Source organism: Microbacterium resistens, assembly GCF_021172025.1.
Taxonomy (GTDB): domain Bacteria; phylum Actinomycetota; class Actinomycetes; order Actinomycetales; family Microbacteriaceae; genus Microbacterium; species Microbacterium resistens.
In genome coordinates, this window is the sequence record NZ_CP082781.1 from 649425 (window position 1) to 674104 (window position 24680).

The window sequence follows — 24680 nt, forward strand, 5'->3', positions numbered from 1 at the left end:
GGTCTCCATTGTCATCCCTGCTCCCGAGGGCCGTCTTCCTGCTCGCCGAAGAGCCTGCGGAGGTCGTCCAGCAGGGTGGCGAGAACTCTCGAGCGCACGTCCTCGTCGCGAGCGTACAGCCTGACGTGTCGTTCGAAGGTGAGGTCAGACAGTGACTGCCAGTCCAATCCCCAACGGGTCGCTTCGGTCCGGCTGCAGCAGACGAACCCGTCGCCGGACAGGCCGACGGACAGCGCGGCGGAGACCGTCGAAGCGGCGTGCACCTGAGACGCCGCGAGCCCTGACTCGGCAGCATGGGCGACGAGAGCCGTGTGCGCGGGCGTACCGATGTCCTCCGGCAGAACCGTGATCCTCTGCCATGATTCGACGGGGTCGCCGCGGTGCGGGCGAAGACGACCCAGCGAGAGGGAGGACTCGGCGTCCGTGTTGGCTGCTGCGAGGCCGAGGCGCGCGCTCCAGTCCGCTTCTTCGGGAGCGCATGACAGTACAGCAGCATCGCCGTTGCGGGTGCGAACGGCATCTCTTCGCCCGCTCGAAGAGGCGATCGTGACGCTGAGGGGGACTCCTCGCGCCCCGGACTTCACGGTGAGCGTTGCGATCTCCAGATCAGGGATGCCGTCTGGCAGGAACAGCCGAGTGGTGTGCGTGCGCGCCGCGTCGACACGCTCCTCGAATGAGTCTGCGGCCGCAAGCAACTCCAGCGCAGCGGCCAGCGCCGTCCTGCCGAAATCGGTGAGGGTCACCACCCTCGTGGTCCGGATGAACAGCCGGCGCCCGAGGTGCTCCTCGAGGCGGGCGATGTGGCGGCTCGCTGTGGACTGCGGCACTCCGTTGATGCTGGCGCCGAGGGAGAAGCTGCCCTCGCGGGCGATGGCGGTGAAGACGCGGAGAGACCCCAGGAGATCCATGACCATAGTGTACAGATCGGATAAATAGCCACTCTGGTGGAATTGTTTGGATCAATTGGGTGAGACAGCATCGCTGCCATGGCTGTCAACAGGAGAACGAGAGGTGCTGTTGTCCGTGCTCTGGCGGGGCTGGTCGGGTTGAGCGTCGTCGCGGGGGTGCTCATCACCGCGACGATGGCACCGACGCTGGTCGTGGTGAGCTCTGCCGCTGCCCAGTCCGCGGACCTGTTCGAACACCTCCCGTCGGAACTGGATGTGGAGCGCCCGATGGAGCCGACGACGATCTATGCGACGTCTCCGGACGGCGCGCCTGTGGTGCTGGCGCGGTTCTTCGATCAGAACAGGATCCCCGTCACGTTGGACCAGATCTCTCCGGTCCTGCGCGACGCCGTGCTGGCGAGCGAGGACAGCGGCTTCTACGAGCATTCGGGCGTCGACCTGGTGGGAACGGCGAAGGCGGTGCTGGAGAACCTTCGGGGGGAGTCCACGCGGGGCGGCTCGACCATCACGCAGCAGTACGTGAAGAACGTGCTGCTGCAGAAATGCGAGCGCGACGTCGGGCTGGCGGATGACGACCGGGATGCGAAGCTGGAGCAGTGCTGGCTCGACGCGGCCGGTGCCGACGGGAGCAAGGGGATCGAGCGGAAGATCCAGGAGATCAAGTACGCGGTGCAGATCGAGAAGACCGCCTCGAAGAACGACATCCTCGCTGGATATCTCAACTTCGTGAACTTCGGGGGGACGACTTACGGCATCGAGGCGGCCGCCCAACGCTACTTCGGTGCGACCGCCGCGACGCTGACGCTGACCCAGGCGGCCACCCTCGCCGGCATGGTGCAGAACCCCAACGCCTATCGCATCGACCTCCCGGAGGGCTCGATCTACAACGAGGAGGCCGGCAGCTGGTCGAACTCGGCAGCGGACGGGTACGCGGCAACCCTCACCAGGCGGAACTACGTGCTGGAACGGATGCTCGACGACGGGCGGATCACGGCCGAGCAGTATGAAGCCGCTCACGCGGAACCCATCGTTCCCGCGATCGTGACGCCGTCGTCCGGCTGCGTCGATGCCGGCGACACCGCGTACTTCTGTCAGTACGTGAAGGCGACGCTCGCCAGCGACCCCGTCTTCGGAGCGACGCAGCAGGAGCGGGACGAGCGGCTGCTGAGGGGAGGCATGGACGTCTACACATCCCTGAGTCTTCCTATCCAGGAGGCCGGGGCGGCGGCCATCGCAGAGGTCGTGCCACCGGCCCTCGACGGGATCTCCGTCGGCGCGGCGGGAGTGACGCTCGAGTCCGGAACGGGGCGCATCCTGGCGATGGTGCAGAACACGTTGTTTTCCGAGGACTCTGGTGCGGACGCTGCAGCGGGCTACTCCTCTCTCGTGTATGCCGCGGACAGCGCGCACGGCGCGTCGCAGGGCTTCCCCGTGGGATCGGCCTACAAGATCTTCACGCTCATCGATTGGCTCGAGAAGGGGCGCTCTCTCAATGAGAGGCTCGATGGGGTGAACCGGCTCTTCGACGGGATCACCTGCGACGGCGCGCACGTTCCGTTCGGGACCGAGCTTGTCGGCAACGCCGGCGGCGTTCGCGGGTACACGGGAACGCCGCTGGAGTTCACCGCAGGGTCGTTGAACAGCGGGTACTTCGCGATGGCAGAGAAACTGGATCTGTGCGATATCAACCGCGTCGCGGAGCGTTTCGGAGTTCGATTGGGAACGGGCGGGTCGGTGACGGAGGAGAACGCACCGTTCGACATCCTGGGATCGAAGAACATCGCACCGCTCGACATGGCGAGCGCGATCGGAGTGATCGGCAATGGGGGAATTCGCTGCACGCCCAGAGCGATCGACACGATCGTGGAGCCGGACGGCTCGGAGCTGACCTTGCCGCCGGCACGGTGCGATCGCGTCGTGTCCGAGGAGGTCGCGGCCACGGCCGCATACGCACTGGAACGGGTGATGACCGACGGCACCGGCACCGCATCGAATCCCGGCGACGGTGTTCCCGTCATCGGGAAGACCGGAAGTCACAACGACGATCAGACGACGATGCTCACGGCCTCGACCAGGACGGCGACCGCCGTGTGGGTCGGGCAGAGCGTCGGGCAGCAGGATCTCGCCGACTTCGGGTGGAATGGGACTGCGCTCCCCGATGCCAGGCATGAGCTGGCGAGGGGGCTTCAAGCCGCCGCCAACGAGATCCATGGGGGAGACGCGTTCCCGGAACCGTCGAGCGCGCTCACGAGAAGGGCGTTGGCCTCCGTGCCCAGCGTCGTCGGGATGACCCTCGATCAGGCGGAATCGACGTTGAGCAGCGCCGGGTTCGACGTCCTGGTGGGGGAAACGGTGCTGAGCGACCTTCCCGGCGGGGTCGTCGTGGAACAGGACCCTGCGCCGATGAAGGTCGAGGTCGGATCAGTCGTTCGGATCCGTGCGAGCACCGGAACGGGCGTCCGCATCCCAGACCTCGCCGGCCAGACGCCCCGCGCGGCGCTGGCCGCGCTTCAAGCGATGGGGATTCGGGGCGCGATCCTCGGAGCCTGCGTGTCGGGTGCAGGGGAGCGCGGCGGGACCGTCACGGCAACGGTGCCTGCGTCGGGGGCGGTGGTGTCGGCGGACTCCACCGTGACGGTCGACTACGAGAAGCCGACCTGCCCCTAGCGGTGCGGAGGGCGGCTTCCCGCCCGGGGACGGAGACGATGCCGAGCCGACAAGGAAGCTGGTCGTCAGGGGGTCTCGGGAAAGAGCGTGGCAGAACCCGGGACAGCGCGAGTCGTTCCGTGACCGATGTCGATGCAACGGCCTTGCGTGCCCCGGTAGCGCGGGAGCCGCGTGACGGCAGCGGCAGGATACGGCGAAACCCCTACCCGAGAGAGCCCGGTCCGAAGCGCCCGGATATGTTGGGCCGTGCGGGGCTGGTGGCGCACTCGTCGGGAGTGCTCGTGAGGGGGATACACGACCAGCCCCGCGCCAGGATGCGTGCCGCATCATGGTCACGGCCGGTTCATGGTCCCCTGCACCGGCCGTGACCGCCTCTCCGTCGGCCCGGCTTGCCCCGCGAAGCGGGACGCTGCCGCGGCGTGGGCGGTGAGTCCTCGGCCGCGGCCTCGGTAGGTTGTCGGGAGACCCCCGACAGAGGAGCCAGATCTCATGACCGCCGCCGTGCAAGGGCTCGACCACGTCCAGCTGTCGGTGACGGACCTTCAGGAGTCGATCGAGTGGTACGCGCGCGTCCTCGGTTTCCGGCTCCTGGACGGTTACGGCGACAGCGCCCTGCTGCGCCTCGACGGCGGCCCCGACCTCATGCTGTGGGAGGCGATGGACCACCGGCCCGCGCAGATCCTGGTGAACGGGGAGCCGAGGCCCGTCTTCTTCCTCCGATCGGAGCGGATCGACGAGTTCGCCGATCGGTGCGCTCGCGAGGGGGTCGGGATCGTGAGCCTCGACGACGGGGGCTTCGCCACCTTCCTGAAGCTCCGCGATCCGAGCGAGAACCTGATCGGCGTCCTTCAGCTCGCGAGCTCGGGCCTCTGACGGGGAGGAGCGGGCACTCGATCAGGCGTCTCTGTAGCCCAGGCCGCGCGCACGAAGCTCCTCGCCGAGGAGGCGGATCGCCTTCGGGCCGACGCCGTGGATGGCGAGGAGCTCCTTTTCGGTGTGCGTCGCGAGCTGCGCGTACGTGGTGATCCCCGCGTGCGCCAACGAGCGCGGCGCCACCCGGCCCACGGAGGGAGGGAACTCTGTCGCGTTCTCGGCCGTTTCGTCGTCCATCCGGGTCATGTCCCTATCCTCTCTTGGGGTCTATGACGCGAGAAGGGGACCGATCGGTGAGTTCCGTGCTCACAGCGGGTCCGCATGGCGACGAGAGGCCGGCTCGTCAAGGCCCTTCTCGCGAGCACGGACGACGGTCAAGCTCGGGGTCCGGACGAGAGGAGCCCCGTGACCACGGCCACCACCCCGACACCGTCGATCCCTTTCCACGCTCGCGGAGCGCTGAGCCAGGCCGTGCTCGAGCGACTGACGGGGCGGTCGGCGGCCCCGCTGGGCGAGCTCAGCGGCGCGGCGGCGCACGAGAGCACGGACCCGCTCCGCGATGACGACCTGCAGCTGTCGCTGTGGATGCTCTACGCCTCGGCCTACGGCTCGGTCGACGGGATCGACCCTGCACAGGAATGGGATCCGGAGCTCGTCGAGACCCGCCTCCGGTTGGAACAGATCTTCGAGGCGGCGGTGCGGACCGCCGTTCCCGTTCCGACGCTGCCGCCGGCCACGCAGGACGCTGTGGCGCGGGCGCTGTTCACGCTCGTCGACGAGGACGACGGCCCGAGCCTGTCGCGGTTCCTCGCGAGAAAGGCCACGGCCGAGCAGGCGAGGGAGTTCCTGATCCAGCGATCGATCTACACGCGTCGGGAGGCCGATCCGCATTCCTGGGCCATCCCGCGACTGAGCGGGCGCGCGAAGGCGGCGCTCGTCGAGATCCAGGCGGACGAGTACGGCGGAGGGCGTCCGGAGCGGGTCCACGCCGAGATCTTCGCCAAGACGCTCTGCGGAGTCGGTCTCGACGACGCGTATGCCGCGTACGTGGAGCACGTTCCGGCGATCACGCTCGCCTCGCACAACCTGATGTCGCTGTTCGGCCTCAACCGTCGTCTGATCGGCGCGATCGTCGGGCACCTCGCCGCGTTCGAGATGACCTCGTCGATCCCGAACCGGCTCTATGGCGACGGTTTCCGACGGCTCGGCTTCTCCGACGACGTCACGGACTACTTCGACGAGCACGTCGAAGCGGACGCGGTCCACGAGCAGATCGCCGCCCGCGACCTCGCCGGCGCGCTCGCCGAGGACCGCCCCGATCTGCTTCCGGACATCATGTTCGGCGCCGCCGCATGTCTCACGATCGACGGTCTGGTGGGTGCCGAGCTCCTGGAGAAGTGGGAGCGTGGGGAGTCGTCGCTGCGGAAGGCCGTGCCGGCATGAGCCGACACCGCGACCCGGTCACCATCACCCCCTACCCGGACGGGCCCCTCCTCGTTCGCGGCGACGCCGTGATCCTCTCGCCCGAGGGCGAGAGGATCGAGCGTCGGCGGCGGACCGTGGCGCTCTGCCGCTGCGGACTGTCCTCGATCAAGCCCTTCTGCGACGGCACGCACCGGGCCGCCGGATTCCGCACGGAGGAGCACGAGGCCCCTCCGGCGTGAGGAGCGACCGCAGCCCTCATGCGTGCCGTCGGGTTTCGCGGCTCGGAACCCGTCAGCCTCGCTGCGCCGCGGAATTCTCGGGCTCGTCGGGCGCGACCGCGAGCTCGCGGAGCGCGTCGCGCACCGCGTCGCGTCCGCGCGTCAGCTCCGCGATCCGCTCGTCGAGGACGCGCAGCTGCTCGTCGAGCAGGGCGGCCCGCTGCGCGCTGCCCATGGTGTCCCAGTCCCGCATCCTGGTGCGCATCTGAGCGAGTGAGAACCCTGCGGCACGCCCCGCCGCGATGAGTTCGATGCGACGCACCGCCGCCGGGCCGTAGTCCCGGTATCCGTTCGGATGCCGAGCGATCTGACCCGAGCTGAACATGTCCTGCTGCTCGTAGTAGCGGATCGCTGAGGGCGCGAGACCGGTCCGCTGAGCGAGTTCGCTGATTCTCATGGGCTCCTTGACCTTCAACCTGCTTCAGTCTCTAGCGTTCCAGGAGTCCTCGCCACCGAACGTCGAAGAAGGATCTCCATGGCACATCCGCTCCTGCTCCTCGCGACCGGACTCTTCGTGATCCGGCTCGTCCTTTTCGCGATGCTGCATCTCCTGCCGGGCGGGGTCCATCCCCTGCGCGAGACGGTGAGCGATTATGCCGCGTCCCCCTCCGCCCGCACACGGACGATCGCGGCGGCCGCGTCCTGGACAGCGGCGACCGCCTGGGCGGCCCTGGGCGCCGGGGTGCTCAGCGACGCCGCGCTGGGGGCGAATCGCCTCGGCGTGGGCGCCTGGCTGATCGTCCTCGGCCTCGTCGTCGCGGCGATGCCGTTCGTCCCCACCGACCGGTCCGGGCAGCCCGCGACGATCCGGGGCCGGATCCACCTGCTGTTGGCGATCGGCTGGTTCACCCTCGCCTACTCGACCATCGGACCGCTCGGGCGTCTGCTCTCGGGGACGCCCGCGTTCGTCGTCGGTGTGCTGGACCCGGTTGCGGCGGTGTCCCTCGCCGCTCTCGTGATATCGATGGTGTTCCCGGCCCTTCGAGCCCGGACGTTCGGCGCGAGCGAACGGGTGTTCATCCTCGTCGTGACGTTCGCTCCGCTCATCGCCGCCGCCGCTCTCACCGCCCGCTGACGCTGCGGGCTACTGATCGCGACGCGTGTAGGTGCCGTGCGATCCGTGCGCGGAGTGGGGTTCGACGTCATCGCCGGCACGGTGCTGGGCGTCCGTGTAGGCACCCTCGTGATCGGGGTCCGGTTCGGTCTGCTCGGTGCGTGTGTACGCGCCCTCCACGGAGCGGACGTGCTCCCGCTCGTCCTGGGTCTCGGTCTCCGCGTCCGTGTACTCCTCTTCCTGGTCGTCGCGGCCCGGAGTGTCGTGGTTCGTGCCCGTCCTGCTGTCGTGGCTCATCGTGGGCTCCTCCTATCGGATGAGCCGTTCACGTTACGACCGTGGTCGGGGGAGGGAAACGGGGTTGACGATCCGCTGTGCCGCGGACACGGGGCGCGCGGCCCGATCCGACACGCGTCACGGCAGGAGCGCGAACCCGGACTCGTAGCGCGTCTTCCCCAGGGCGGCCAGGATGATCTGGAGGAAGCCCATGGCCTCCAGCTCCCGTGCGCGGGTGAGCGGGCCGACGTCGACGGCCCGCATCCCCGCCGCCTCGACGAGCGCGGCGACCGACATCTTGGCGTCCGCATAGTCCCCGGCGTACAGCACCGTCGTCGGCGTCGTGCCGTTCGTGCCGCTGGTGAGCGTGTCTCCGAGGTTCACGTTGAAGGCCTTCACCACGGCGGTGCCTTCGGGCAGCAGAGCGGCGAGCTCCGCGGCCGTGGAGGAATCGGCGGGGGAGGTCAGCTGGTCGTACGTGGTGAAGTCGATCGGATTGCTGATGTCGATCACGATCTTGCCGGCGAGACGGTCCCGATAGTGGTCGAGGACGCTCGCATATGCGCCGTAGGGCACGGCCAGGACGACGAGGTCGCCGGTCAGGTCGTCGCCGAGGACTCCGTACTCAAGGCCGGGGCGAGCGGCGGACATGCTCGTCGCGCGGCGCTTGATGATCTGGATGCGGGCGCCGGCCCGCGCAGCGACCTCCGCGATGGCGCCGCTCATCTTGCCGCTTCCGATGATGCTGATCGATGTCATGCGTACTGGACCTTCCTGAATCGGGCGAGCGCGCGCTCGGCGACCTTCTGCGCGTCGTAGTCGAACACCACGCCGCGGCGGAAGTCCCGGCCGACGCGGATGTCCGCGTCGCGCTTGGACAGATCCGCGAACTCGTTCTGCGCGTCGAACATCGCACCCGCTCGCCGGGACCCGTTCTGCAGGATCGCGGTGCGCTGCATGCGGACGGCGGTGTAGCGACGGAAGGCCTCGGGGATGTCGGAGACGTCGTCCGCAGCCGCGAGGAACGTGGCCAGGGCCATGCTGTCCTCGATCGCCTGGTTCACCCCCTGGCCCTGGTGGGGCAGCATCGTGTGCGCCGCGTCGCCGAGCAGCGTGATCGGGCCCCGCGACCAGTCGGTCAGCGGCTCGTGGTCGAAGAGTCCCCACCAGAACGTCTTCTCGATGAGCCCGATGAAGTGATGGAGCCGGGGATCCCAGCCGTCCCCTGCGAACTCGGCGGCGAGCTCCGCGACGTCGGCCGGACCGGACCAGGGCCCATGCAAGGGGCGGTCGCTCGGAACTCCGGCGACGAAGTTGAACAGCCTGCGCTGCTGCAGCGGATAGCACATGAAGTGCCTGCTGTCGCCCATCCAGACCTGGCTGATCATGGGCCAGTCGTCCGGCAGGCGCGCGGCGTCGACGACGCCGCGATAGACGATGTACCCCGAGTAGACGGGCTCGGGGTGCTGACCGACGGCCTGCCGCACCACGGAGTGGATTCCGTCCGCGCCGATCACGGCGTCGAAGACCTCCTCGGCGCCGTTGTCGAACCGCGTCCGTACGCCCGTGTCCTCGGCCTCGACGGACACGAGGCGGTGACCGAGGCGGACGGTATCGGGGTCCACCTCCGCGGCGAGGGCGGCGATGAGATCCGGGCGGTACATCCCGATGTTCCGGTACTGCCGGGAGGTGTCCTCCCAGGCCGCATCGGTGACGACCTCGCCGAGGGCGTTCAGGTAGACGCCGTGTCCGTCGGGGACGGCTCCGGCCCGCCGGATGCCGTCGAGCACGCCGAGTCGGTCGAGGACCCGCGCGGCATTGGGCGCGACGGTGACCCCGGCGCCGACCTCACCGAGCTGCGCGGCCTGTTCGAACACGGTCGCGCGGAGTCCCGCGATCCGGCGGAGAGCGATGGCGGCCGTGAGCCCGCCCATCCCTCCGCCGATGATCGCAATCCTGGTGTCCTGATGTCGCATGGGTTCTCCTTGACGGCGTCGCAGCGGACTGCGCGGTGGTTATCGGGTGGGCGCGAGGCTTTCCGTCGCGTTCCTCGGCGTGAAGACGGTGGCCCCCTGCGCCTGCTCGGCCTCGTGGTCCGGCCCCAGGGGGATCCCGCTGCGGTCCCGGAGGCACAGCGTCGCGCCGGCGCCGAGGAGCGTGGCGAAGAGCAGGTACGCCGAGACGGAGGCCGTGGTGCCCGTGGCGCCCAGCAGCATCTGCGCGATCATCGGCGCGAACGCCCCGCCGAGCACCGCGCCGATCGCATAGGTGATGGAGACGCCGGAGAAGCGGACGGACGCGGGGAAGATCTCCGCGTACCACGCGGCGAGCGGGCCATAGGTGAGGCCGAGTCCGCTCGAGATGAGCAGGACCGCGACGTAGAGGCCGGGAAGACCTCCGGCGTCGACGAGCCAGAAGACGGGGAACACGACGACGGCCTGGATGCCGAAGCCGATGAGGAAGGTCGCCCTCCGTCCCATCCGGTCCGCGAGACGACCCGCGAGGAGCGTCGAGAAGAACCAGACGACGGCCGCGAACACGGCGGCGAGGAGAACCGCCGTGGTGTCGAGGCTCTGGACGCTGATCGCATAGTTGTTGAGGAAGCCGCCGGTCGTCATGTACCCGAGGGTGCCGTTGCCCACGAACACCAGGGCAGCGAGGAAGACGAGATGCCCGTGGCGCCGGAAGAGGGTCACGATCGGGAGGGACTCCTGCTTCCCGCGTCGGGCGATCTCGGCGAAGACCGGGCTCTCGGCCACCGAGCGCCGGATCACGAAGCCGACGACGATGAGCACGACGCTCACCAGGAACGGCACGCGCCAGCCCCACTGCAGGTAGGCCTCACCAGGAGAGATGAGCCCGGTCATGAGCGCGGTCATGCCGGAGGCCAGCAGGAACCCGAGCGGCACGCCGAGCTGGGGCCAGGATCCCGCGCGACCGCGACGGTCGGCGGGGGCGTGCTCGACCGCCATCAGGACGGCACCGCCCCACTCGCCGCCGGCCGAGAGGCCCTGCAGGATCCGCAGCAGGAGCAGCAGCACCGGTGCCGCGATGCCGATCTGCGCGTACGTCGGGAGCACGCCGATGAGCGTCGTGGCCGCGCCCATGAGGACCAGGGTGGCGACCAGCATGGCGCGGCGGCCGATGATGTCGCCGAAGTGCCCGGCAAGGAAGGCGCCGAGCGGACGGAAGAGGAAGGAGATGCCGACCGTGGCGAAGGAGAGCAGGAGCGCGATCTCCTTCCCGGCCGGCTGGAAGAACAACTGGGCGAAGACGAGCCCGGCGCTCGTGGCGTAGATGAAGAAGTCGTACCACTCGATCGTGGTGCCGATGATCGTCGCGAACGCGATCCGGCGCTGGGACGCCGGATCGCCGGTGGCGGGGGAGGAGGTCATTGTTGTCCCTAACGTCATTGTTCTCCCTCCGGGGGGAGGGATCGGGAAGCGGGTCCTCCTATCGTGGAGCCCTCGTCACTGCATGTAAATCGCACTAATCCGCGGATATAATTCGGTCAGGCTGAAGAAGCTGATCGGAAGAGGCACGACATGGATGTGAGCCTGCGGCAGCTGGAGCTGTTCGCCGCGTTGCCGGACTTCTCCACCTTGAGTGCTGCCGCAGCGCATCTCCACATCTCCGAGTCCGCGTTGTCGCAGGCGATCACGGCCCTGGAGAAGGCGGTCGGGGAGCAGCTGTGCGTCCGGCGCAAGGCGCGCGGTCTCACCCTGACACCGACCGGCCAGCGTTTCGCCGAGAACGCCCGGAGGATCGTCACGGACACCCGGGAGCTCGTGCTTGGCGCGGGGCGGGACGGGGAGCTCCGGGGGCCGGTGAAGCTCGGCTGCTACTCGAGCTTCGCCACGAACGTCGTCCCTGAGCTTCTGGAGGGGTTTCCCAAACGGCATCCCGGTGTGCAGCTCGAGATCATGGTGGGCACCAACGAGGAGCTGCTCTCCGGTCTGGAGGCCGGGCGCCTGGATGTGGCTCTCGTCTTCGACGTGTCCCTCCCCGTGGGGTATCGCCGCCGCAGGATCTACGCCACGCGGCTCGAGGTCCATCTGCATCCCGATCACCCCTTGGCATCCGCGCCGGCGGTGGATCTGGCGCAGCTCGCCGACGAGCCGTTCATCCTCTACGACGCGACCCCCGGCACGCGCAACGTGACCGACGCCTTCTCCGCCCGGGGGCTCGAACCCCGGATCGAGGCTCGGGTTCCCCAGATCTCGCTCGTCGAGGCGCTCGTGGGACGCGGGGTCGGTTACGGCCTGCTCATGTCGCGACCGAACACCCTGCCCATGAGCACTGAGGGGCGTCCCGTCGTGATCCGCCCGCTGGACCCGCCGGTCACCGTCTCGCATGTGGTGGGCATCTGGCCCGCGGACATGTCGCTCACCCCGCGGGCCTCGGCCCTCCTCGACTTCGCGGTGGAGAAGCTCGGCACCTCATGAGGAGATGAAGCAACGAACCGTGCGCCGCGCTGCGCCGATGACGCGAGCTCGGCGACCCGGCTCAGTCCGCGGCGACCCGTACCCGGCGGCCGCCGGTGAGCGCCGACAGGGAGTCGATCGTGAGCGGCATCACCGTGTGGGGCGTCCCCGCCGCCGCCCAGATCGTGTCGTAGTCGGCGAGGGCCTCGTCGATGACCGTGGGCACCGGGGCGGGGTGCCCGACCGGCGCGACGCCGCCGATCGCCTGCCCGGTGACGGTCCTGACCTGCTTCGCCGTGGCCATCTCGATGCGCGCGGCCCCGAGCTGGCCCGCGAGGACCGCGGGATCCACGCGATGACGCCCGCTCGTCATGACGAGCACGGGCTCGTCGTCGGCGAGGAACAGCAGGCTGTTGGCGATGGCGCCCACCTCGCATCCGAGCGCCGCCGCCGCCTCCGTCGCCGTGCGGGCGGAGTCGGGAAGCTCGCGGACGCGCGCGGTGATCCCGGCGTCGGTCACGTGCTGCTGGACGATGCGGCTGCGCTCGGGCAGCGTCTGGTCGACGGTCATTCGTGCTCCTCTGTCCGTCGGGGCGGTGTCGCCCTGGCGGGTGCGGTGGCGGGTGGATAGTGCATGAGCAGGACGACGCGGGCAGAGGCGTCCAGAGCTTGAAAGCGATGCGGGACGTCGCCGCGGTAACGCAGGCTCTCCCCGGCGCCGAGCTCGCGTTCGTGCCCGATCGGACCGATGCGGACGCGTCCGCCGAGGACGGTGACGGTCTCCTCGACGCCGTCCGCGTGACCGTGGCTCTCCTGCCGATCCGTCGTCAGGGTCGCCCGATACGCCTCGACCAGCCCCTGGCCGTCGTCCCAGCGGTCGAGGAGGACTGCGCTCACCGATGCGCCGGCGACCGGCGCGGCATCGGCGCCCGCGCGCTCGGGCAGCAGCGCGCTGAGCGGGGCGTCCAGGGCGGTGGTCAGCGCGAAGAGGGTGTCGAGGCGGGCGCCGCGGAGACCGTTCTCCAGTTCCGAGATCGTGCCCTTGCCGACGCCGCTTCGGCGTGCCAGCTCGGACAGCGACACGCCCCGGTCCGCGCGCAGCGTTCGCAGCATCGTCCCGAGCGCGTCCGGCACGTCTCGCCTCCGTTCTGTTAACAGAACCCTATGTCGCTCACGGCTTCACGGCAAGGATCGGGCTCGGGAGGAACGGCTGAGCGGGCGTCACCGCACGTTCGTCGGTCCTGGGAGGGGGTCGGCGGATCCCGCGGAGGGCTGCGCCGCATATCGCGAACGACCGGGGAGGTCGACCCCCGGGCGGATCCTCGGCGCGCTCGATATCGTGGCTGGCGCACCGTGAGGAAGGGACCAGATGGCGATCCAGATCAGACGCATCACGCCGGAAGACGCGGGCGAGGTGCTCACCCTCCAGCGCGCGGCGTTCGTCTCGGAGGCGCTCGTGTATCGGGACCCGGATCAGCCGGCGCTGACCCAGACCCTGGAGCAGGTCGAGGCGGAGCTGCGGGATGCGCAGGGATTCGTCGCCGTCCTTGCGAACCGGATCGTCGGCGCCGTCCGCGCACGCGAGCGGGACGGGGTGCTGCAGATCGGTCGGATCGCCGTCGCACCCGACGTCCAGGGGGAAGGCATCGGCCGGCGGCTTCTCGAGGCGATCGAGGCGGACACCGACTGCGCCGAGGCCGAGCTCTTCACCGGCAGTCTCAGCGAGGCCAACATCGCGCTGTACACCGACTGCGGCTACCGGGAGGCCGAGCGGATCGACCAGGGAGACGGCACGGCCCAGATCTTCCTCCGCAAGCGCCTGCGGTAGCGGCGGCGTCGGGTGTCGCGGTTCCCGTCCCGCGGAGGACCTGCTTGCGCGACATCGCGCCTCCCGTCAGCCGGACCGCGGGCCGGCCATCCGGGAAGCCGTCCGGCGAGGAAGAGAAGACGCGCGGTGCCGGCCGGGAGTCGGGCTCTCCCGGCCGGACCGCGCGTCCGTCCTCTGTGCGACACCCGGAGGCGTCCGCACCGTTCGTCAGGCGATGCTCTGCAGCACCTCCCGGGTCTGGGCCGCGACCTCTCCGGGCAGCTCGATGCCGGGGAAGTGGGTCTCACCGTCGAGCCGTGCATAGCTGAACCACGGGTTGGCCGCCGCGTACTCCGCGTGCAGGCGGTCGTACGCCTCGTCCTTCGGGTGGCTGAAGACGTGCCGGATCGGTCGTGGCGCGGACAGCTGGGACATGCGCCCCATCGGCGAGCCCCACTGTGCGTAGGCGGCCTGCACCTCACGGCCCGAGCGCGCCCACATGTCGTACCCGAACCCGCCCGCGTCGAAACGCACATGGTCCAGGACCGCCTGGTTCGTGCTGCCGTCGAGCCATGACTGGAGCAGGCCGTCCCTGGCCGCCTTCCAGGTGGCGCGGTCCTGCAGGGCGGCGACCCCCGCGGCGAACTCGGCCGGCGGAGGGGTCATGATCAGGTCCAGGAGGATCACGGCGGGCACCCGGTCGGGGCCGAGCCGCTCCGCCATCTCCAGTCCCACCCATCCGCCGTGCGCGTGGGAGAGGGGGGCGAAGCTCTCCACGTCCAGGGCGTCGAGGAGCCCGATCGTGTCGGCGGTCTGTTCCGCGACGCCGAAGTCGCCCCGTGGGGTGCGGTCGGGGCCGTGACCGCGCCAGCAGACGCGGATCACTCGGAAGTCGTCCCGAAGCAGGGGCAGCAGGCCGGTCCAGGCGCGGTGGTCGTGCGCCCAACCGTTCAGCAGCACAATCGCCGGGGCATGCGGGGCGTAGCCCTGGTCGTCGAACGCGATGTCCACGTCTCCTACGCGCATCGTCGTGATCATGGGGTGTCTCCTGTCGTTTCTCTGAGGACGGGTGCGGACCGGGCGCCGATCGCCGGCCGCTCCCTGGTCGCCGCCAGGGCGGACCTCTGGACGCCGGGGAGCACCCCGGCCGCGCGCAGCAGCGCCGACCTCGGCGCGTTCGGCAGCCGGTCGAGACCGCGCATGCGGAACGACGTCAGCTGGGTCCGTTCCACCGCAGGCCGCTGGCGCCGCTCCCAGACCCGGAGGGCGTTCGGCATGTCCGGTGCGCCGGTGACGGCGTGGGCCAGCGACAGGGCGTTCATCATCGCCGTCCCGCCGCCCTGGCCGAGGTACGGCGGCTGGGCGTGGGCGGCGTCGCCGAGGACGGCGACACGACCCCGAGACCACGCGGTGAGCCGGACCAGCTCGAATCGGGACCAGGGCACCACCGCCACGGGCTCGGCGCGCAGCAGGGAGTCGAGCGCCGGGAAGTCCCGCTCCCAGCCGTGCGCCGGACCCGACCCCGCGCCCCTGTCGTCTCCGGCCTCGCTGACGAGCGCCACGTACGTGAGCTCAGGCGTGCACGGCGTCACGAGGACGCGCCGGCGCGGGCCGAAGTACTCCGCGTGCGCGTCGAGGTCGTCGCCGGGGGTCGTGCGGATCATCATGCGCGCCGCTCCCTGGCGCATCTGCACCCGCTCCCGGAGGAGGCCGAGACGATCGCGCAGACGAGACCCGACCCCGTCGGCGCAGACGATCAGGTCCGCACGCCGCTCTTCGTCGGCCAGGGTGAGCGTGCCCGCGGGATCGACGTCCAGGCAGGTCGAGGTCGTGCGCAGGTCGACGGCGGACGCCTCGGCCGCCGATCGGAGCGCGTCGATCAGCGTCTCCCGCAGCACCGTGAAGCAGCGGGTGCGCCCCTCGGCGTTGATCGGGATGCGGTACAGCGTGCGCCCGAGACGCGAGCGTGCCTCGACCGCCGGTGCGATCCGCGCTCCCCGGGTGGCGTCGTCGAACGCGCCCAGGCTCTCCAGAGCGGCCAGCCCGTTGTCCCAGAGATAGATCCCGGCGCCGACGGCGCGGATCCGGTCCTGTCGCTCATGCAGCGTGACGCGCCACCCGCGCTGCGCGAGCGCGATCGCCGTGCTGAGGCCGGCGATCCCGCCGCCGACCACCTCTGCGGTGCCTGCTTCGGACACGTCCACGCCTCCGATCAGAGCGCCTGCGGCGGGCGGCCGACGGCGTGCGCGTCCCAGCCCGGATCGCCGTCGCGGACGAAACCGGCCCATCGCGTCTGCACGGACGCCCGCGCTTCGGCGGTCCGCTGCGGCGGGATCCCCGCGAGCATCGGCGCGTCCTGCCAGTCCTCGGGGGCGCCGAAGAGCAGCGGGAGCTCGAAGCAGTGACAGGCGCCGAGAGGGTTGGCGTCACCGTGCCTCTCGAACCGGTACAGGTGGGCGCGTCCGCGGTTCTCGGACCAGCGATCGGCCAGCTCCGTCGCCCCCTGTGCGAAGACCGTCTGCGTCATCATCTGTCGCAGGCGGTTCGCGGCGTCCGCCTCCTCGGACCCGGGGTCGTGCGGATTCGCGACGAACGCCGCGGCCTCGTCGGCCGTGGTGCCGATCAGCAGTTCGACGTCGGGGATCCGTGCGTCGACGGCCTGTTGCCAGACCTCCGGTTCCGGCAGGGGGTCGACGCCCCAGACCGGTTGGAAGGGCGGCGCGGCGCGCAGCAGGCCCGCACCGGCGAGGGCCCCGGCCGCGCGCTCCTGCGTCGCCAGCACGTCCTCGACCGAGCACGTCGTCAGATCCGTCCCGGCGTTCGCGGCGACGGTCGCGGCGACGCGCGCGGCATCCGCGGCGGAATGGAAGCCGAGTCCGATCGGCGCGCTCTGCACGACGGCACGACGGAACAGCCCCCGCGTCCCATCGATGCCCAGCATCGCCACGATCGCCTGCGCGCCCGCGGACTGGCCCGCCACCGTGACGCGGCGGGGGTCACCGCCGTACGAGGCGATGTGTCGCTGCACCCACCCCAGCGCCGCGATCTGGTCCGCCAGGCCGCGGTTCCCGGCGCTGATCCCGGGGACCGGGGCGTAGCCGAGCAGTCCGAGGCGATGGCTCACCGCCACCACGACCATCGGGCCGCGCGCCGCGAGCGCGGTCGCGTCGTAGAGGTTCCAGCCCCCGGACCCGGTGAGGTAGGCCCCGCCGTGAAGCCACACGAGGACGGGGAGGGGGGTCGGATCGACGGAGACGGGCGCGAAGATCGCGAGCTCGAGGCAGTCCTCCTGCTGCTCCAGCGGCGCCGCGGTACCCATCACCAGGGCCAGACGACTGGGCTGCTGCGGTGCTTCGACGGAGATCCCGCCGGGGACGGGCGGCCCGGCGGGCACCGGCGCGGGGCGGCCGAACCGCTCCGCCTGGGCGTAGGGGATGCCGCGGTGCACGCGGACGGGAAGCATCATCGCCCTCCTCTCAACGCAAGTCCACTTGCGTTATGGCGAGACTAGAGGTTCCGACTGGGTAACGCAAGACAGCTTGCGTTAAGATCCGGGCATGGCCTCATCCCTCCCGACCAAGCAGAAGCGCGGCGAGGCGCTGCGTCGTGCGGTGATCGACGCGACGATGGAGCGCATCGAGCGCGAGGGGATCGACCAGGTGCGGATCTCCGACGTCGCGCAGGCGGCGGGCGTCCACGAGACGTCGATCTACCGGCGCTGGAGAACGCTGCCGCAGCTGCTGCTGGACGCGCTGCTCTCGCAGGTCGACGAGCGGATCTCGATCCCGGACACCGGCGACGTGGAACGGGACCTCACGACCTTCGTGGAATCGCTCGTCGCGTTCTGTCGCTCGCCGATCGGCGCGGGGCTCGTTCGGAGCAGCTCGCTCGCGGACGATCCCGATGTCGCCACGGCGCGGGCAGGGTTCTGGGAGGTGCGGATGGCCGCCTCGGAGGAGATCGTGCGCCGTGGCATCGCGGCCGGCCGACTGCGGCCCGACACCGACCCGCGGCTGGTGATCGCGATGCTCGGGGGAGTCGTGCATCTGTACGTGACGCAGTTCGAGGGGGAGATGCCCGACACGCTGGCCGAGCGGGCCGTGTCCGTCGTCCTCCGCGGCGTCGCGCGATGATCCCGGAGACGGAGTCGGGACGCGTCCGACGTCGGGATCCTGCGGTCAGAGCCTGATGTCGCGGACGTCCGAGAGCGGGCGCCAGGACAGCGGGCGGGTCGTCGTCCGAGTGAGGACGTCCGCGTCGGTCAGCGGTCCGGCGTCGAGACCGGCGAGGGCGGCGATGTCCCCGACGGGCACCTGGAAGGTGCGAAAGGCGCCCAGGGCGGGCGGTGCGATCCTCGCATCCGTGGTGTCGACGAGGTCGGACTGATCGAGGACGAAGCCCGCGGACGCGAGTCCTGTCGGTCCGCTCCACGCCGCGATCTTCCAGAACCGCAGCGGGACGCGGATGCCCCGGTACGGAGGGTCGTCGTCGGCGAGGACCGGCGCGGTGAAGACGGAGACCCGCTGAGCGGTGGCCTCCGCGTACCGGAGCACGTGGTCCTCCAGGCCCAGCCAGAGCAGAGGTGACTGGTTGAAGCCGGCGGCCTGGGGCGCGGCGTTCGGGTAGGCGAAGGTCGCGCGCATCGCTGCCCGCGCCTGATCCGCATCGCCCCATCCCGGATCCCGACGACGCACGAGGTGGCCGCGATCGAGATCGTTGCCGGAGTAGACCTCCGCCCCCGTCTGCTCGTGGGCGGGCAGGCGCGGATCGAGATGCCAGTCGCCGTCGCGCGGCAGGTCCTGGAGGTGGGGACCGTCGATGTTCACGCCGGTCACGGCGGCCAGGCGGCGCTCGGGAGCGAGCAGCACCGTGAAGCGGGGGTAGTCGAGGCGGCGCACCGGGACGGGCGGCGACGGCAGGGGGACGGCGGCGGTCAGGAACTCGGCATCGTAGCCCTCGGTCATCTCCCCATCGTGTCGGATCCGGCGCTCGCGGAAAAGCAGTCCACGGCGGTGTCACCAGCGGTGACATACACTGGGATCCACGACCCGCACGGGAGAGGAAGCTGGATGACGATCGGCAGAGTGATGGGCGCGCTGGGCGTCGCGACGGCGGCCGCGGCCGGGGGAGCGTGGCTGTGGCGCCACCAGGGGGAGATCGCCGCGCGTCGCCCGCTGAACTCGTGGACGTTCACGCACATGGATACGCTGATGCCCCGCGAGCTCGTGCGCCGGAGCGACAGCGTGCGGCCGCTGCCGCGGGCCCGGGTCGGTCTTTCGACGCGGGCGCTGCGCTACCGGCACGAGGGCGCGACGTACTCCCTCGACGATCTGCACCGCCGCACGCACACCAGGGGATTCCTCGTCGTCCATCGCGGCGAGGTGCTGCACGAGGAGTACCGCGGGCCGTGGGCGGGTCCGAAGACCCGCTTCCAGCTGTTCTCGCTGACGAAGTCCGTGACGTCGATGCTCGTCGGGATCGCGCTCGAGCGCGGCGAGATCGGCGCCGTCACGGACCAGGTGGTGGATCATCTGCCCCAGCTGCGGGGATCCGGGTATGACGGGGTCACGCTCGCGCATCTCCTCGACATGACCAGCGGCGTCGGCGACCTGGAGGACTGGACGGTCCCCGACGCGCCCGTCCGCCGCTTCGAGGCCGCGGTGACGACGGGGGGATCGGTGCTCGACGTCATCCGCTCTACCCCGCGTCTTCGCGCTCCGGGCGCGTCGTTCATGTACTCGACGCTGGATTCGCACGTCATCGGCTGGATCCTCGAGGCGGCGACCGGGAAGACGCTCGCGCGCTATGCGGAGGAGCGGCTCTGGGGGCCGATCGGGGCGGAGGCCGATGCCTTCTACTTCCTCACCCGGGGTCGCCCGAGGACGGCGCTCGGCGGGGGCTCGCTGAACGCCACGGTCCGCGACGTGGCGCGGGTGGGCACGGTGATGGCCTCGGCGGGGCGCCTGGACGGTCAGCAGATCGTCCCCGCGGAGTGGGTCGCGCGCAGCCGGGGCTCGGAGCTGCCCGCGCTCCAGGTCGGCGCGATCGACGCCGGCGGCGGATACCCGCACTACGGCTATGCCAACCAGTGGTGGACGCTCGGAGGCGAACGGCGGGCCTTCACCGGCCTGGGCGTGCACGGGCAGTACCTGTGGGTCGACCCGGACTCGGAGACCGTGATCGTCAAGACCAGCGCGTGGAACGACCCCGACGACGCCGCCAGGGACCGGGAGACCTGTGCGGCGCTGTCCGCGGTGGTCGCCGCCGTGGAGCGACGATGAGCGGGGCGTCGGGCCGGGCGCCGGGGCGTCGGGCGAGGGCGACCCTCACGAGGGCGGGCATCCTCGACGCCGCGACGCGCATCGTCGTGGCCGGCGGGCCGGCGGCCCTCACGCTTCGCCGGCTCGGGACCGTGCTCGGCGCCGACCACACCGCGGTGCTGCGGCATTTCGCGTCGAAGGACGAGATCGTTCTCGCGATGGCGGAGCGGATGCTCGACGGGGCCATCGCCGACGTCGCGCCGGGGCCGGACTGGGCCGAGACGTTTCGCGATCTTGCCCGTCGCCTGCGCCGCGCGTGCCTCGTGCAGCCGGCCGTCGCGGTGCTCGTCGCCACACGGATCACGCGCAGCCCCGCGGAGTTCCGCGGCGCCGACCTGGTCCTCGCCACCCTGGAGCGTGCGGGGTTCCGGGGCAGGGAGGCCGTGGTGCTCTACCGGGTCCTCACGGATCTGGTGTTCGCGGTCAGCGCCTACGAGGCCTCTGCCTCCCTGCTGGATCCGGAGTCCCGTGCGGGCGATCGGCTCGCCCTCGGCCATGACTACCTGCGCGCCTCGCCCGCGGAGTATCCGCACCTCGCGGCGGCCGCTCCGCAGCTGGTGGGCATCGGCGACGACGAGGTTTTCGAGACCTCGCTCGCGCTCGTGCTCGACGGCCTCCGGTTCCGGCTGAGCACGCGGGAGGCCCCGTTCCGGTGAGCGCAAGGGCCCTGCCTGCGGCGACGGCGCCCGGTACCCTGCCCCCGTGAAGACTCCCCGAGGCGCCGCCCGCGCCGCCCGCCGGTCGACGGCCTTTCGGCGGACGGCCCGCGCCGGATACGTCGTGCTGGGACTGGTGCATCTCATGATCGGTGCCATCGCGCTGTCCGTCGCGGTCGGGGCGGGCGGCGACGCCGACCAGGACGGCGCTTTGGAGGGGATCCGAAGGCTCCCGATCGGCGGGCTCCTGCTCTGGGCGGTCGCCGCCGGGCTCGTCGTGCTGGCGGTCTGGCAGCTCGTCTCCGCCGTCGTGACGGTCCGGGACGGCGAGGCTCGCACCTGGGCTCGGCGCGTGGTCCTCGTGGGAGCCGCCGTCGCGTACCTCGCTATCGCCGCCACCGCCGCGGTGATCGCGCTCGGAGGGCGCGCGGAGTCGGAGGAGACGTCCCAGGGAGTGAGCGCCGGGGTCCTGTCCACGCCGGGCGGCGTCGTGCTGCTCGTGCTCGTCGGGGCGGGGGTGTTCGTTACCGGGGCGGGGTTCGGCGTCGCGGGCGTCACTCGAGGGTTCGAGAAGACGATGCGCCTGCCCGCCGGCCGGATCGCTCGCAGGATCACGGTGGCCGTGGGCGTGGTGGGCTACGTCGCCAAGGGGGTCGCCGTGGCAGCGACCGGCGCGCTGTTCGTCATGTCGGCGTTGACGCGTGATCCGTCCCAGGCGTCCGGCCTCGATGGCGCGCTGCATCGGATCGCGGCGCTGCCGTTCGGGCGGGCGCTGCTGTGGGCCGTCGGGGCGGGGCTGGTGGCGTACGGGCTGTTCTGCCTCGCACGCGCCCGGTACGCCAGGATGTAGCACCTCCGGCTCCGGACGGCGAGGAGGGGACCGGCGCGCCGGGCGCCGGTCCCCTCCTCGACCGCTGTGCGTGTCAGCCGCGCAGGGCAGCGTCGTGGCGGTGCGTCCGGTACAGGATCGCCGTGAGGAGCGCGCCGGCGAGGGCGATGATCGCCGCCGTCACGAACGCGGCCGAGTATCCGCCCGTCAGCGCCACCGGGTCGCCGAGCTGCCCCGCCCCGAACCCCGCGGCGACGGCCGCGACCACGGCGAGCCCGATCGCGGATCCGACCTGGTAGCTGGTGTTCACGATGCCCGAGGCGAGGCCTCCCTCCTCCGGCGGGGCCGCCGAGATGGCGATCTGCAGCGACGGGATGAACGCCAGCGCCTGTCCGAACGCGACGACCAGCGACGGGCCGAACGCGTCCACCCAGTAGTTGCCGTCGGGGCGGATGAAGGCCATCCACACCAGGCCGGCGGAGAGGATCAGCAGGCCCACCACGATCGGGGCCTTGGGACCGAACGCCGCCATGATCCGCGGGGCGAGCACGATCATGCCCAGCATGATGAGCACGGTCATCGGCAGCAGTGCGGCGCCGGCGGGGAAGGCGCTGAAGCCCAGCACCTGCTGCAGGTACAGGTTCAGGAAGAACCACATGGGCACCCAGGCGGCCCCGAGGAGGACCTGCGCCAGGTTCGCGGCGCCGAGGTTCGGCGAGCGGAAGATGGACAGCCGCATCAGCGGCTCGCGCTTGACGCGCTGGATGATGAGGAACAGCACCAGCAGCACCACGCCGGCCCCGATCGCGATCCACGTCTCGGCGGATCCCCACCCGGCCACCTCGGCTCGGACGATCCCGTAGACGAGCGCGGCGAGGCCGAGAGTGACGGTCAGCGCGCCGATCACGTCGACCGACCCGCGGGCGCCGACCTTGCCGGAGGGCAGCGCGCGCCACATCAGCAGCAGCACCAGCGCGGCGATCGGGACGTTGATGAAGAACACCCACGGCCAGGAGGCGAACTCGGTGATCACTCCGCCGAGGAACACGCCGGCGGTGCCGCCCGCGGGAGCCGCGGCGCCGTAGAACGCCATCGCCTTCGTGAGCTCGCGGGGATCCGATCCGAAGAGCATCATGAGCAGCGTCAGTGCGGCCGGGGCGATCAGTGCGGACCCGACGCCCTGGAGGACGCGGCCGATGAGCTCGACGGGGACGTCCCCGGCGAAGCCGGCGACCAGGGAGCCGATGGCGAGGATCACCCAGCCCGCGGCGAACATCCTTCGCGGACCGAACAGATCGGACAGGCGGCCGCCGAGCAGCAGCAGGCCGCCGAGGGCGATGACGTACGCGTTGAACACCCAGGAGAGGTCGTGGGGCGTGAAGCCGAGGTCCTTCTGCATCTGGGGGAGCGCGACGCCGATGATCGATGCGTCCATGATGACCATGAACTGCGCCAGGGCGATGATGGCGAGGCCCCACCAGCGCGTCGTGCTCTTAATGGTTGGGGAAGACACGGCGAACTCCGTTCGGTTCGTTGACGAGTGTGCGGACCGGATTGGTCCCGACAGAGGATAATACCCTAGGGGGGTAGGGTATTCCCGAATCTGGCGATCCGGGCGCGCGGAGCGTCACCGCTCCGGCTCCTCGTGCAGCGTGGGCGCCGCGGCCAGGACCGCGCCCACGGCGTCGACGGCGCCGAGACCGATGAGGCGACCTCCCCGCAGGTGTCGAATGACGAACGCGTCGCCCGCGTCGCGCGTTCCGGGAGAGGACAGCAGCCCGGCCCCGGAGACGGCGAGCCCGTGGACCATGGCGGTGAACGGGCTCCGCGGGCGGTAGGGCCCCGGATCCTCGCCCCGGCCCAGGTCCGCGAGGACGGCACGTGCCGCATGGGCGCCCTGCGCCGCGGATTCCTCCCAGTGATCGATCCGCCAGGGGCCGGGCAGATCGTCGTGGTGACGAGCGACCCCTCCGGCCGCGTACACGCCCGGATAGGGGGTGCGCAGACCGGCGTCGACATCGACCCCGCCGGTCCACGGCGAGGGGGCGGAGGGGACGGACCCGAGCGCGGCCAAGACCAGATCCGCGCGCACGGTGGTCCCGTCGTCGAGGGCGAGGATGACGCCCTCGTCGCCGGCGTCGAGCCGGATCAGGATGCGGCCGAGGAGCGTCCGCACGCGCTCCCGGTGTACGCGGGCGAGGAGTTCGGCGATCTCGTCGCCGAATGCGGCCCGCCCCGGGACGTCGCTGCGCGCGATCAGCGTGACGCGGTGCCCCGCGCGGTGGAGGGTCGAGGCCGTCTCCGCGGCGATCGCGCCGCCGCCGAGGAGGGCGACGTCCGCCCCGTCCGGGTGGCGGCTGAGCAGGTCGCGGATGCGCACCGCGTCGGCGATCCCGTGCAGCGTCTGCAGGCGCCCGGAGGCGAGGGCGTGATCGCGGCCGGGAAGGGCCGGTGGGAGTTCCCGTGCCGTGCTTCCCGTGGCGACGACGATCGCGTCGGCGGTGAGGGTTCGGCCCGAGGACAGCTCGATCTCGCGCCGCTCGCCGTCCACCCGCACGGCGGCGTCGGCGACGATCTCGGTCTGGGGAAGGCCGATCGCTACCAGCTCCGGGGCGAGCGGGCCGAAGGCGACGGAGGGGAGCAGCGTCCGGATGAGCGGGCCTTCGCCGGCCGGCGTGAACACGGTGAGGCGGACGTCGTCGCGGGCGGCGAGCGTGCGGGCCGCGGCGGCTCCGGCGGCGCCGGCCCCGAGGACGGCGACGCGGGGAACGGGGGTCATGGGTTCTCCCAGGTGTGGATGACCGGAAAGGGTGAGGGGACGACAAAGGCAGGGGGCGAGGCGCGGTGTCTCCCGCGGCCTCGCCCCCTGCCGTGCGTGTTCAGGCCATGTTGGCCGCGTAGGTGGCCGGGGCCGAATCGAAGGCCGGGCCGCACCCGGCGCAGCAGAAGTAGTACCGCTCGCCTTCGTAGTCGCGGAACAGCCCTGCCGCCTCCGCGGCCTTCTTGCTGACAGGGTTGCCGACCATCACCGGGCAGGTCGTCATGTCGTCGGCCGGTGCGCTGAGGAGCTCGACGCGCGCGGCGCCGCCGGCTCCGGTGCTGCAACAGCTCGACGTCGGCTGGAGGTCTTCGGTCATCGGGGGTTCCTTTCGTGTTCTTCCAG

The 24680-nt window shown here is 71.0% G+C and carries 27 protein-coding genes; 11 read left to right on the forward strand and 16 right to left on the reverse strand.

Translation table 11 applies throughout. The features are described 5' to 3' along the window. Window positions 1-11: 11 nt before the first annotated feature. The gene (locus K8F61_RS03040; RefSeq protein WP_231820634.1) at window positions 12-908 is read right to left on the reverse strand and encodes a LysR family transcriptional regulator; all 897 of its coding nucleotides are present in this window, start codon (window positions 906-908) and stop codon (window positions 12-14) included. Window positions 909-986: 78 nt separating this feature from the next. Between K8F61_RS03040 and K8F61_RS03045 the strand changes: the two genes are divergently transcribed. Together K8F61_RS03045 and K8F61_RS03050 are read left to right on the forward strand one after the other, a co-directional pair. Next, a complete protein-coding gene (locus tag K8F61_RS03045) occupies window positions 987-3575 on the forward strand; it encodes a transglycosylase domain-containing protein (protein WP_231820635.1) in 2589 nt (862 codons plus the stop codon). Window positions 3576-4064: 489 nt separating this feature from the next. Then, window positions 4065-4448, forward strand: a complete 384-nt coding sequence (locus tag K8F61_RS03050) for a VOC family protein (RefSeq protein ID WP_219086239.1) — start codon at window positions 4065-4067, stop codon at window positions 4446-4448. Window positions 4449-4469: 21 nt separating this feature from the next. On the opposite strand, the gene K8F61_RS03055 is transcribed toward K8F61_RS03050, so the two are convergent. Then, a complete protein-coding gene (locus tag K8F61_RS03055) occupies window positions 4470-4694 on the reverse strand; it encodes a helix-hairpin-helix domain-containing protein (protein ID WP_067242799.1) in 225 nt (74 codons plus the stop codon). A gap of 213 nt (window positions 4695-4907) precedes the next feature. On the opposite strand from K8F61_RS03055, the gene K8F61_RS03060 reads away from it, so the two are divergent. Both K8F61_RS03060 and K8F61_RS03065 read left to right on the forward strand, forming a co-directional pair. Beyond that, window positions 4908-5891 carry an iron-containing redox enzyme family protein gene (locus K8F61_RS03060; RefSeq protein ID WP_418888085.1) on the forward strand — a complete coding sequence of 328 codons (984 nt, stop codon included), beginning with the start codon at window positions 4908-4910 and terminating at the stop codon, window positions 5889-5891. Continuing rightward, entirely contained in the window at window positions 5888-6112 is a 225-nt protein-coding gene (locus tag K8F61_RS03065) for a CDGSH iron-sulfur domain-containing protein (RefSeq protein ID WP_231820637.1), read from the forward strand. Before K8F61_RS03060 ends, K8F61_RS03065 begins: the two co-directional genes overlap by 4 nt. A 52-nt stretch (window positions 6113-6164) precedes the next feature. On the opposite strand, the gene K8F61_RS03070 is transcribed toward K8F61_RS03065, so the two are convergent. Then, window positions 6165-6548 (reverse strand): MerR family transcriptional regulator, encoded by a 384-nt coding sequence (locus K8F61_RS03070; RefSeq protein WP_231820638.1) that lies wholly within the window; start codon window positions 6546-6548, stop codon window positions 6165-6167. A gap of 78 nt (window positions 6549-6626) precedes the next feature. Here K8F61_RS03070 and K8F61_RS03075 point away from each other — a divergent pair, with 78 nt between their 5' ends. Beyond that, window positions 6627-7226: a DUF998 domain-containing protein gene (locus tag K8F61_RS03075; protein WP_231820639.1), complete on the forward strand. Its 600-nt coding sequence runs from the start codon at window positions 6627-6629 to the stop codon at window positions 7224-7226. Window positions 7227-7235: 9 nt separating this feature from the next. Here K8F61_RS03075 and K8F61_RS03080 read toward each other — a convergent pair whose 3' ends face one another. From K8F61_RS03080 to K8F61_RS03095, 4 genes are all read right to left on the reverse strand, one after another. Continuing rightward, a complete protein-coding gene (locus K8F61_RS03080) occupies window positions 7236-7502 on the reverse strand; it encodes a hypothetical protein (protein ID WP_231820640.1) in 267 nt (88 codons plus the stop codon). A 117-nt stretch (window positions 7503-7619) separates the two neighbouring features. After that, entirely contained in the window at window positions 7620-8240 is a 621-nt protein-coding gene (locus K8F61_RS03085) for an NADPH-dependent F420 reductase (RefSeq protein WP_067242792.1), read from the reverse strand. Continuing rightward, entirely contained in the window at window positions 8237-9457 is a 1221-nt protein-coding gene (locus K8F61_RS03090; RefSeq protein WP_231820641.1) for an FAD-dependent monooxygenase, read from the reverse strand. The genes K8F61_RS03085 and K8F61_RS03090 overlap by 4 nt, the downstream gene beginning before the upstream one ends. A 39-nt stretch (window positions 9458-9496) precedes the next feature. After that, window positions 9497-10876, reverse strand: coding sequence for an MFS transporter (locus K8F61_RS03095; RefSeq protein WP_231820642.1), 1380 nt, complete (start codon window positions 10874-10876; stop codon window positions 9497-9499). A gap of 150 nt (window positions 10877-11026) precedes the next feature. On the opposite strand from K8F61_RS03095, the gene K8F61_RS03100 reads away from it, so the two are divergent. Further along, a complete protein-coding gene (locus K8F61_RS03100; RefSeq protein ID WP_219086248.1) occupies window positions 11027-11926 on the forward strand; it encodes a LysR family transcriptional regulator in 900 nt (299 codons plus the stop codon). Window positions 11927-11987: 61 nt separating this feature from the next. Here K8F61_RS03100 and K8F61_RS03105 read toward each other — a convergent pair whose 3' ends face one another. Together K8F61_RS03105 and K8F61_RS03110 are read right to left on the reverse strand one after the other, a co-directional pair. Next, window positions 11988-12476 carry a YbaK/EbsC family protein gene (locus tag K8F61_RS03105; protein WP_067242782.1) on the reverse strand — a complete coding sequence of 163 codons (489 nt, stop codon included), beginning with the start codon at window positions 12474-12476 and terminating at the stop codon, window positions 11988-11990. Then, window positions 12473-13039 carry a helix-turn-helix domain-containing protein gene (locus K8F61_RS03110; protein ID WP_231820643.1) on the reverse strand — a complete coding sequence of 189 codons (567 nt, stop codon included), beginning with the start codon at window positions 13037-13039 and terminating at the stop codon, window positions 12473-12475. Before K8F61_RS03110 ends, K8F61_RS03105 begins: the two co-directional genes overlap by 4 nt. A 235-nt stretch (window positions 13040-13274) precedes the next feature. Between K8F61_RS03110 and K8F61_RS03115 the strand changes: the two genes are divergently transcribed. Beyond that, window positions 13275-13733 (forward strand): GNAT family N-acetyltransferase, encoded by a 459-nt coding sequence (locus tag K8F61_RS03115; protein ID WP_231820644.1) that lies wholly within the window; start codon window positions 13275-13277, stop codon window positions 13731-13733. A gap of 207 nt (window positions 13734-13940) precedes the next feature. On the opposite strand, the gene K8F61_RS03120 is transcribed toward K8F61_RS03115, so the two are convergent. From K8F61_RS03120 to K8F61_RS03130, 3 genes are read right to left on the reverse strand one after another with little or no spacing between them, the layout of a single operon-like run. Continuing rightward, window positions 13941-14750 (reverse strand): alpha/beta hydrolase, encoded by an 810-nt coding sequence (locus K8F61_RS03120; protein WP_231820645.1) that lies wholly within the window; start codon window positions 14748-14750, stop codon window positions 13941-13943. Continuing rightward, complete coding sequence (locus K8F61_RS03125; protein WP_231820646.1) at window positions 14747-15910, reverse strand: FAD-dependent oxidoreductase; 1164 nt, start codon at window positions 15908-15910, stop codon at window positions 14747-14749. The genes K8F61_RS03120 and K8F61_RS03125 overlap by 4 nt, the downstream gene beginning before the upstream one ends. A 14-nt stretch (window positions 15911-15924) precedes the next feature. Continuing rightward, a complete protein-coding gene (locus tag K8F61_RS03130) occupies window positions 15925-17178 on the reverse strand; it encodes a carboxylesterase family protein (protein WP_231820647.1) in 1254 nt (417 codons plus the stop codon). Between the two features lie 91 nt (window positions 17179-17269). Between K8F61_RS03130 and K8F61_RS03135 the strand changes: the two genes are divergently transcribed. Beyond that, complete coding sequence (locus K8F61_RS03135) at window positions 17270-17845, forward strand: TetR/AcrR family transcriptional regulator (RefSeq protein ID WP_231820648.1); 576 nt, start codon at window positions 17270-17272, stop codon at window positions 17843-17845. Window positions 17846-17890: 45 nt separating this feature from the next. Here the strand turns inward: K8F61_RS03135 and K8F61_RS03140 are convergent, their stop codons facing one another. Beyond that, window positions 17891-18676 (reverse strand): DNA/RNA non-specific endonuclease, encoded by a 786-nt coding sequence (locus K8F61_RS03140; RefSeq protein WP_231820649.1) that lies wholly within the window; start codon window positions 18674-18676, stop codon window positions 17891-17893. A gap of 105 nt (window positions 18677-18781) precedes the next feature. Here K8F61_RS03140 and K8F61_RS03145 point away from each other — a divergent pair, with 105 nt between their 5' ends. From K8F61_RS03145 to K8F61_RS03155, 3 genes are read left to right on the forward strand one after another with little or no spacing between them, the layout of a single operon-like run. Further along, window positions 18782-19993 carry a serine hydrolase domain-containing protein gene (locus tag K8F61_RS03145; protein ID WP_231820650.1) on the forward strand — a complete coding sequence of 404 codons (1212 nt, stop codon included), beginning with the start codon at window positions 18782-18784 and terminating at the stop codon, window positions 19991-19993. After that, window positions 19990-20688, forward strand: coding sequence for a TetR/AcrR family transcriptional regulator (locus tag K8F61_RS03150; protein WP_231820651.1), 699 nt, complete (start codon window positions 19990-19992; stop codon window positions 20686-20688). The genes K8F61_RS03145 and K8F61_RS03150 overlap by 4 nt, the downstream gene beginning before the upstream one ends. A 46-nt stretch (window positions 20689-20734) precedes the next feature. Continuing rightward, entirely contained in the window at window positions 20735-21538 is an 804-nt protein-coding gene (locus tag K8F61_RS03155) for a DUF1206 domain-containing protein (protein ID WP_231820652.1), read from the forward strand. Window positions 21539-21611: 73 nt separating this feature from the next. On the opposite strand, the gene K8F61_RS03160 is transcribed toward K8F61_RS03155, so the two are convergent. From K8F61_RS03160 to K8F61_RS03170, 3 genes are all read right to left on the reverse strand, one after another. After that, entirely contained in the window at window positions 21612-23030 is a 1419-nt protein-coding gene (locus tag K8F61_RS03160) for an MFS transporter (RefSeq protein ID WP_231820653.1), read from the reverse strand. 114 nt (window positions 23031-23144) lie between these two features. Beyond that, complete coding sequence (locus K8F61_RS03165) at window positions 23145-24296, reverse strand: FAD-dependent oxidoreductase (protein ID WP_231820654.1); 1152 nt, start codon at window positions 24294-24296, stop codon at window positions 23145-23147. Between the two features lie 100 nt (window positions 24297-24396). Next, the gene (locus tag K8F61_RS03170; protein ID WP_067242764.1) at window positions 24397-24654 is read right to left on the reverse strand and encodes a YHS domain-containing protein; all 258 of its coding nucleotides are present in this window, start codon (window positions 24652-24654) and stop codon (window positions 24397-24399) included. Window positions 24655-24680 lie beyond the last annotated feature (26 nt).

Bases quoted from the DNA above. Each gene is read 5' to 3' on its own strand.
- K8F61_RS03090 (WP_231820641.1), bottom strand. From the start codon at position 9,457: ATGCGACATCAGGACACCAGGATTGCGATCATCGGCGGAGGGATGGGC.
- K8F61_RS03055 (WP_067242799.1), bottom strand. From the start codon at position 4,694: ATGACCCGGATGGACGACGAAACGGCCGAGAACGCGACAGAGTTCCCT.
- K8F61_RS03080 (WP_231820640.1), bottom strand. From the start codon at position 7,502: ATGAGCCACGACAGCAGGACGGGCACGAACCACGACACTCCGGGCCGC.
- K8F61_RS03105 (WP_067242782.1), bottom strand. From the start codon at position 12,476: ATGACCGTCGACCAGACGCTGCCCGAGCGCAGCCGCATCGTCCAGCAG.
- K8F61_RS03085 (WP_067242792.1), bottom strand. From the start codon at position 8,240: ATGACATCGATCAGCATCATCGGAAGCGGCAAGATGAGCGGCGCCATC.
- K8F61_RS03075 (WP_231820639.1), top strand. From the start codon at position 6,627: ATGGCACATCCGCTCCTGCTCCTCGCGACCGGACTCTTCGTGATCCGG.
- K8F61_RS03065 (WP_231820637.1), top strand. From the start codon at position 5,888: ATGAGCCGACACCGCGACCCGGTCACCATCACCCCCTACCCGGACGGG.
- K8F61_RS03140 (WP_231820649.1), bottom strand. From the start codon at position 18,676: ATGACCGAGGGCTACGATGCCGAGTTCCTGACCGCCGCCGTCCCCCTG.
- K8F61_RS03165 (WP_231820654.1), bottom strand. From the start codon at position 24,296: ATGACCCCCGTTCCCCGCGTCGCCGTCCTCGGGGCCGGCGCCGCCGGA.
- K8F61_RS03170 (WP_067242764.1), bottom strand. From the start codon at position 24,654: ATGACCGAAGACCTCCAGCCGACGTCGAGCTGTTGCAGCACCGGAGCC.
- K8F61_RS03045 (WP_231820635.1), top strand. From the start codon at position 987: ATGGCTGTCAACAGGAGAACGAGAGGTGCTGTTGTCCGTGCTCTGGCG.
- K8F61_RS03130 (WP_231820647.1), bottom strand. From the start codon at position 17,178: ATGATGCTTCCCGTCCGCGTGCACCGCGGCATCCCCTACGCCCAGGCG.
- K8F61_RS03115 (WP_231820644.1), top strand. From the start codon at position 13,275: ATGGCGATCCAGATCAGACGCATCACGCCGGAAGACGCGGGCGAGGTG.
- K8F61_RS03040 (WP_231820634.1), bottom strand. From the start codon at position 908: ATGGATCTCCTGGGGTCTCTCCGCGTCTTCACCGCCATCGCCCGCGAG.
- K8F61_RS03150 (WP_231820651.1), top strand. From the start codon at position 19,990: ATGAGCGGGGCGTCGGGCCGGGCGCCGGGGCGTCGGGCGAGGGCGACC.
- K8F61_RS03050 (WP_219086239.1), top strand. From the start codon at position 4,065: ATGACCGCCGCCGTGCAAGGGCTCGACCACGTCCAGCTGTCGGTGACG.
- K8F61_RS03095 (WP_231820642.1), bottom strand. From the start codon at position 10,876: ATGACCTCCTCCCCCGCCACCGGCGATCCGGCGTCCCAGCGCCGGATC.
- K8F61_RS03070 (WP_231820638.1), bottom strand. From the start codon at position 6,548: ATGAGAATCAGCGAACTCGCTCAGCGGACCGGTCTCGCGCCCTCAGCG.
- K8F61_RS03145 (WP_231820650.1), top strand. From the start codon at position 18,782: ATGACGATCGGCAGAGTGATGGGCGCGCTGGGCGTCGCGACGGCGGCC.
- K8F61_RS03100 (WP_219086248.1), top strand. From the start codon at position 11,027: ATGGATGTGAGCCTGCGGCAGCTGGAGCTGTTCGCCGCGTTGCCGGAC.
- K8F61_RS03135 (WP_231820648.1), top strand. From the start codon at position 17,270: ATGGCCTCATCCCTCCCGACCAAGCAGAAGCGCGGCGAGGCGCTGCGT.
- K8F61_RS03120 (WP_231820645.1), bottom strand. From the start codon at position 14,750: ATGATCACGACGATGCGCGTAGGAGACGTGGACATCGCGTTCGACGAC.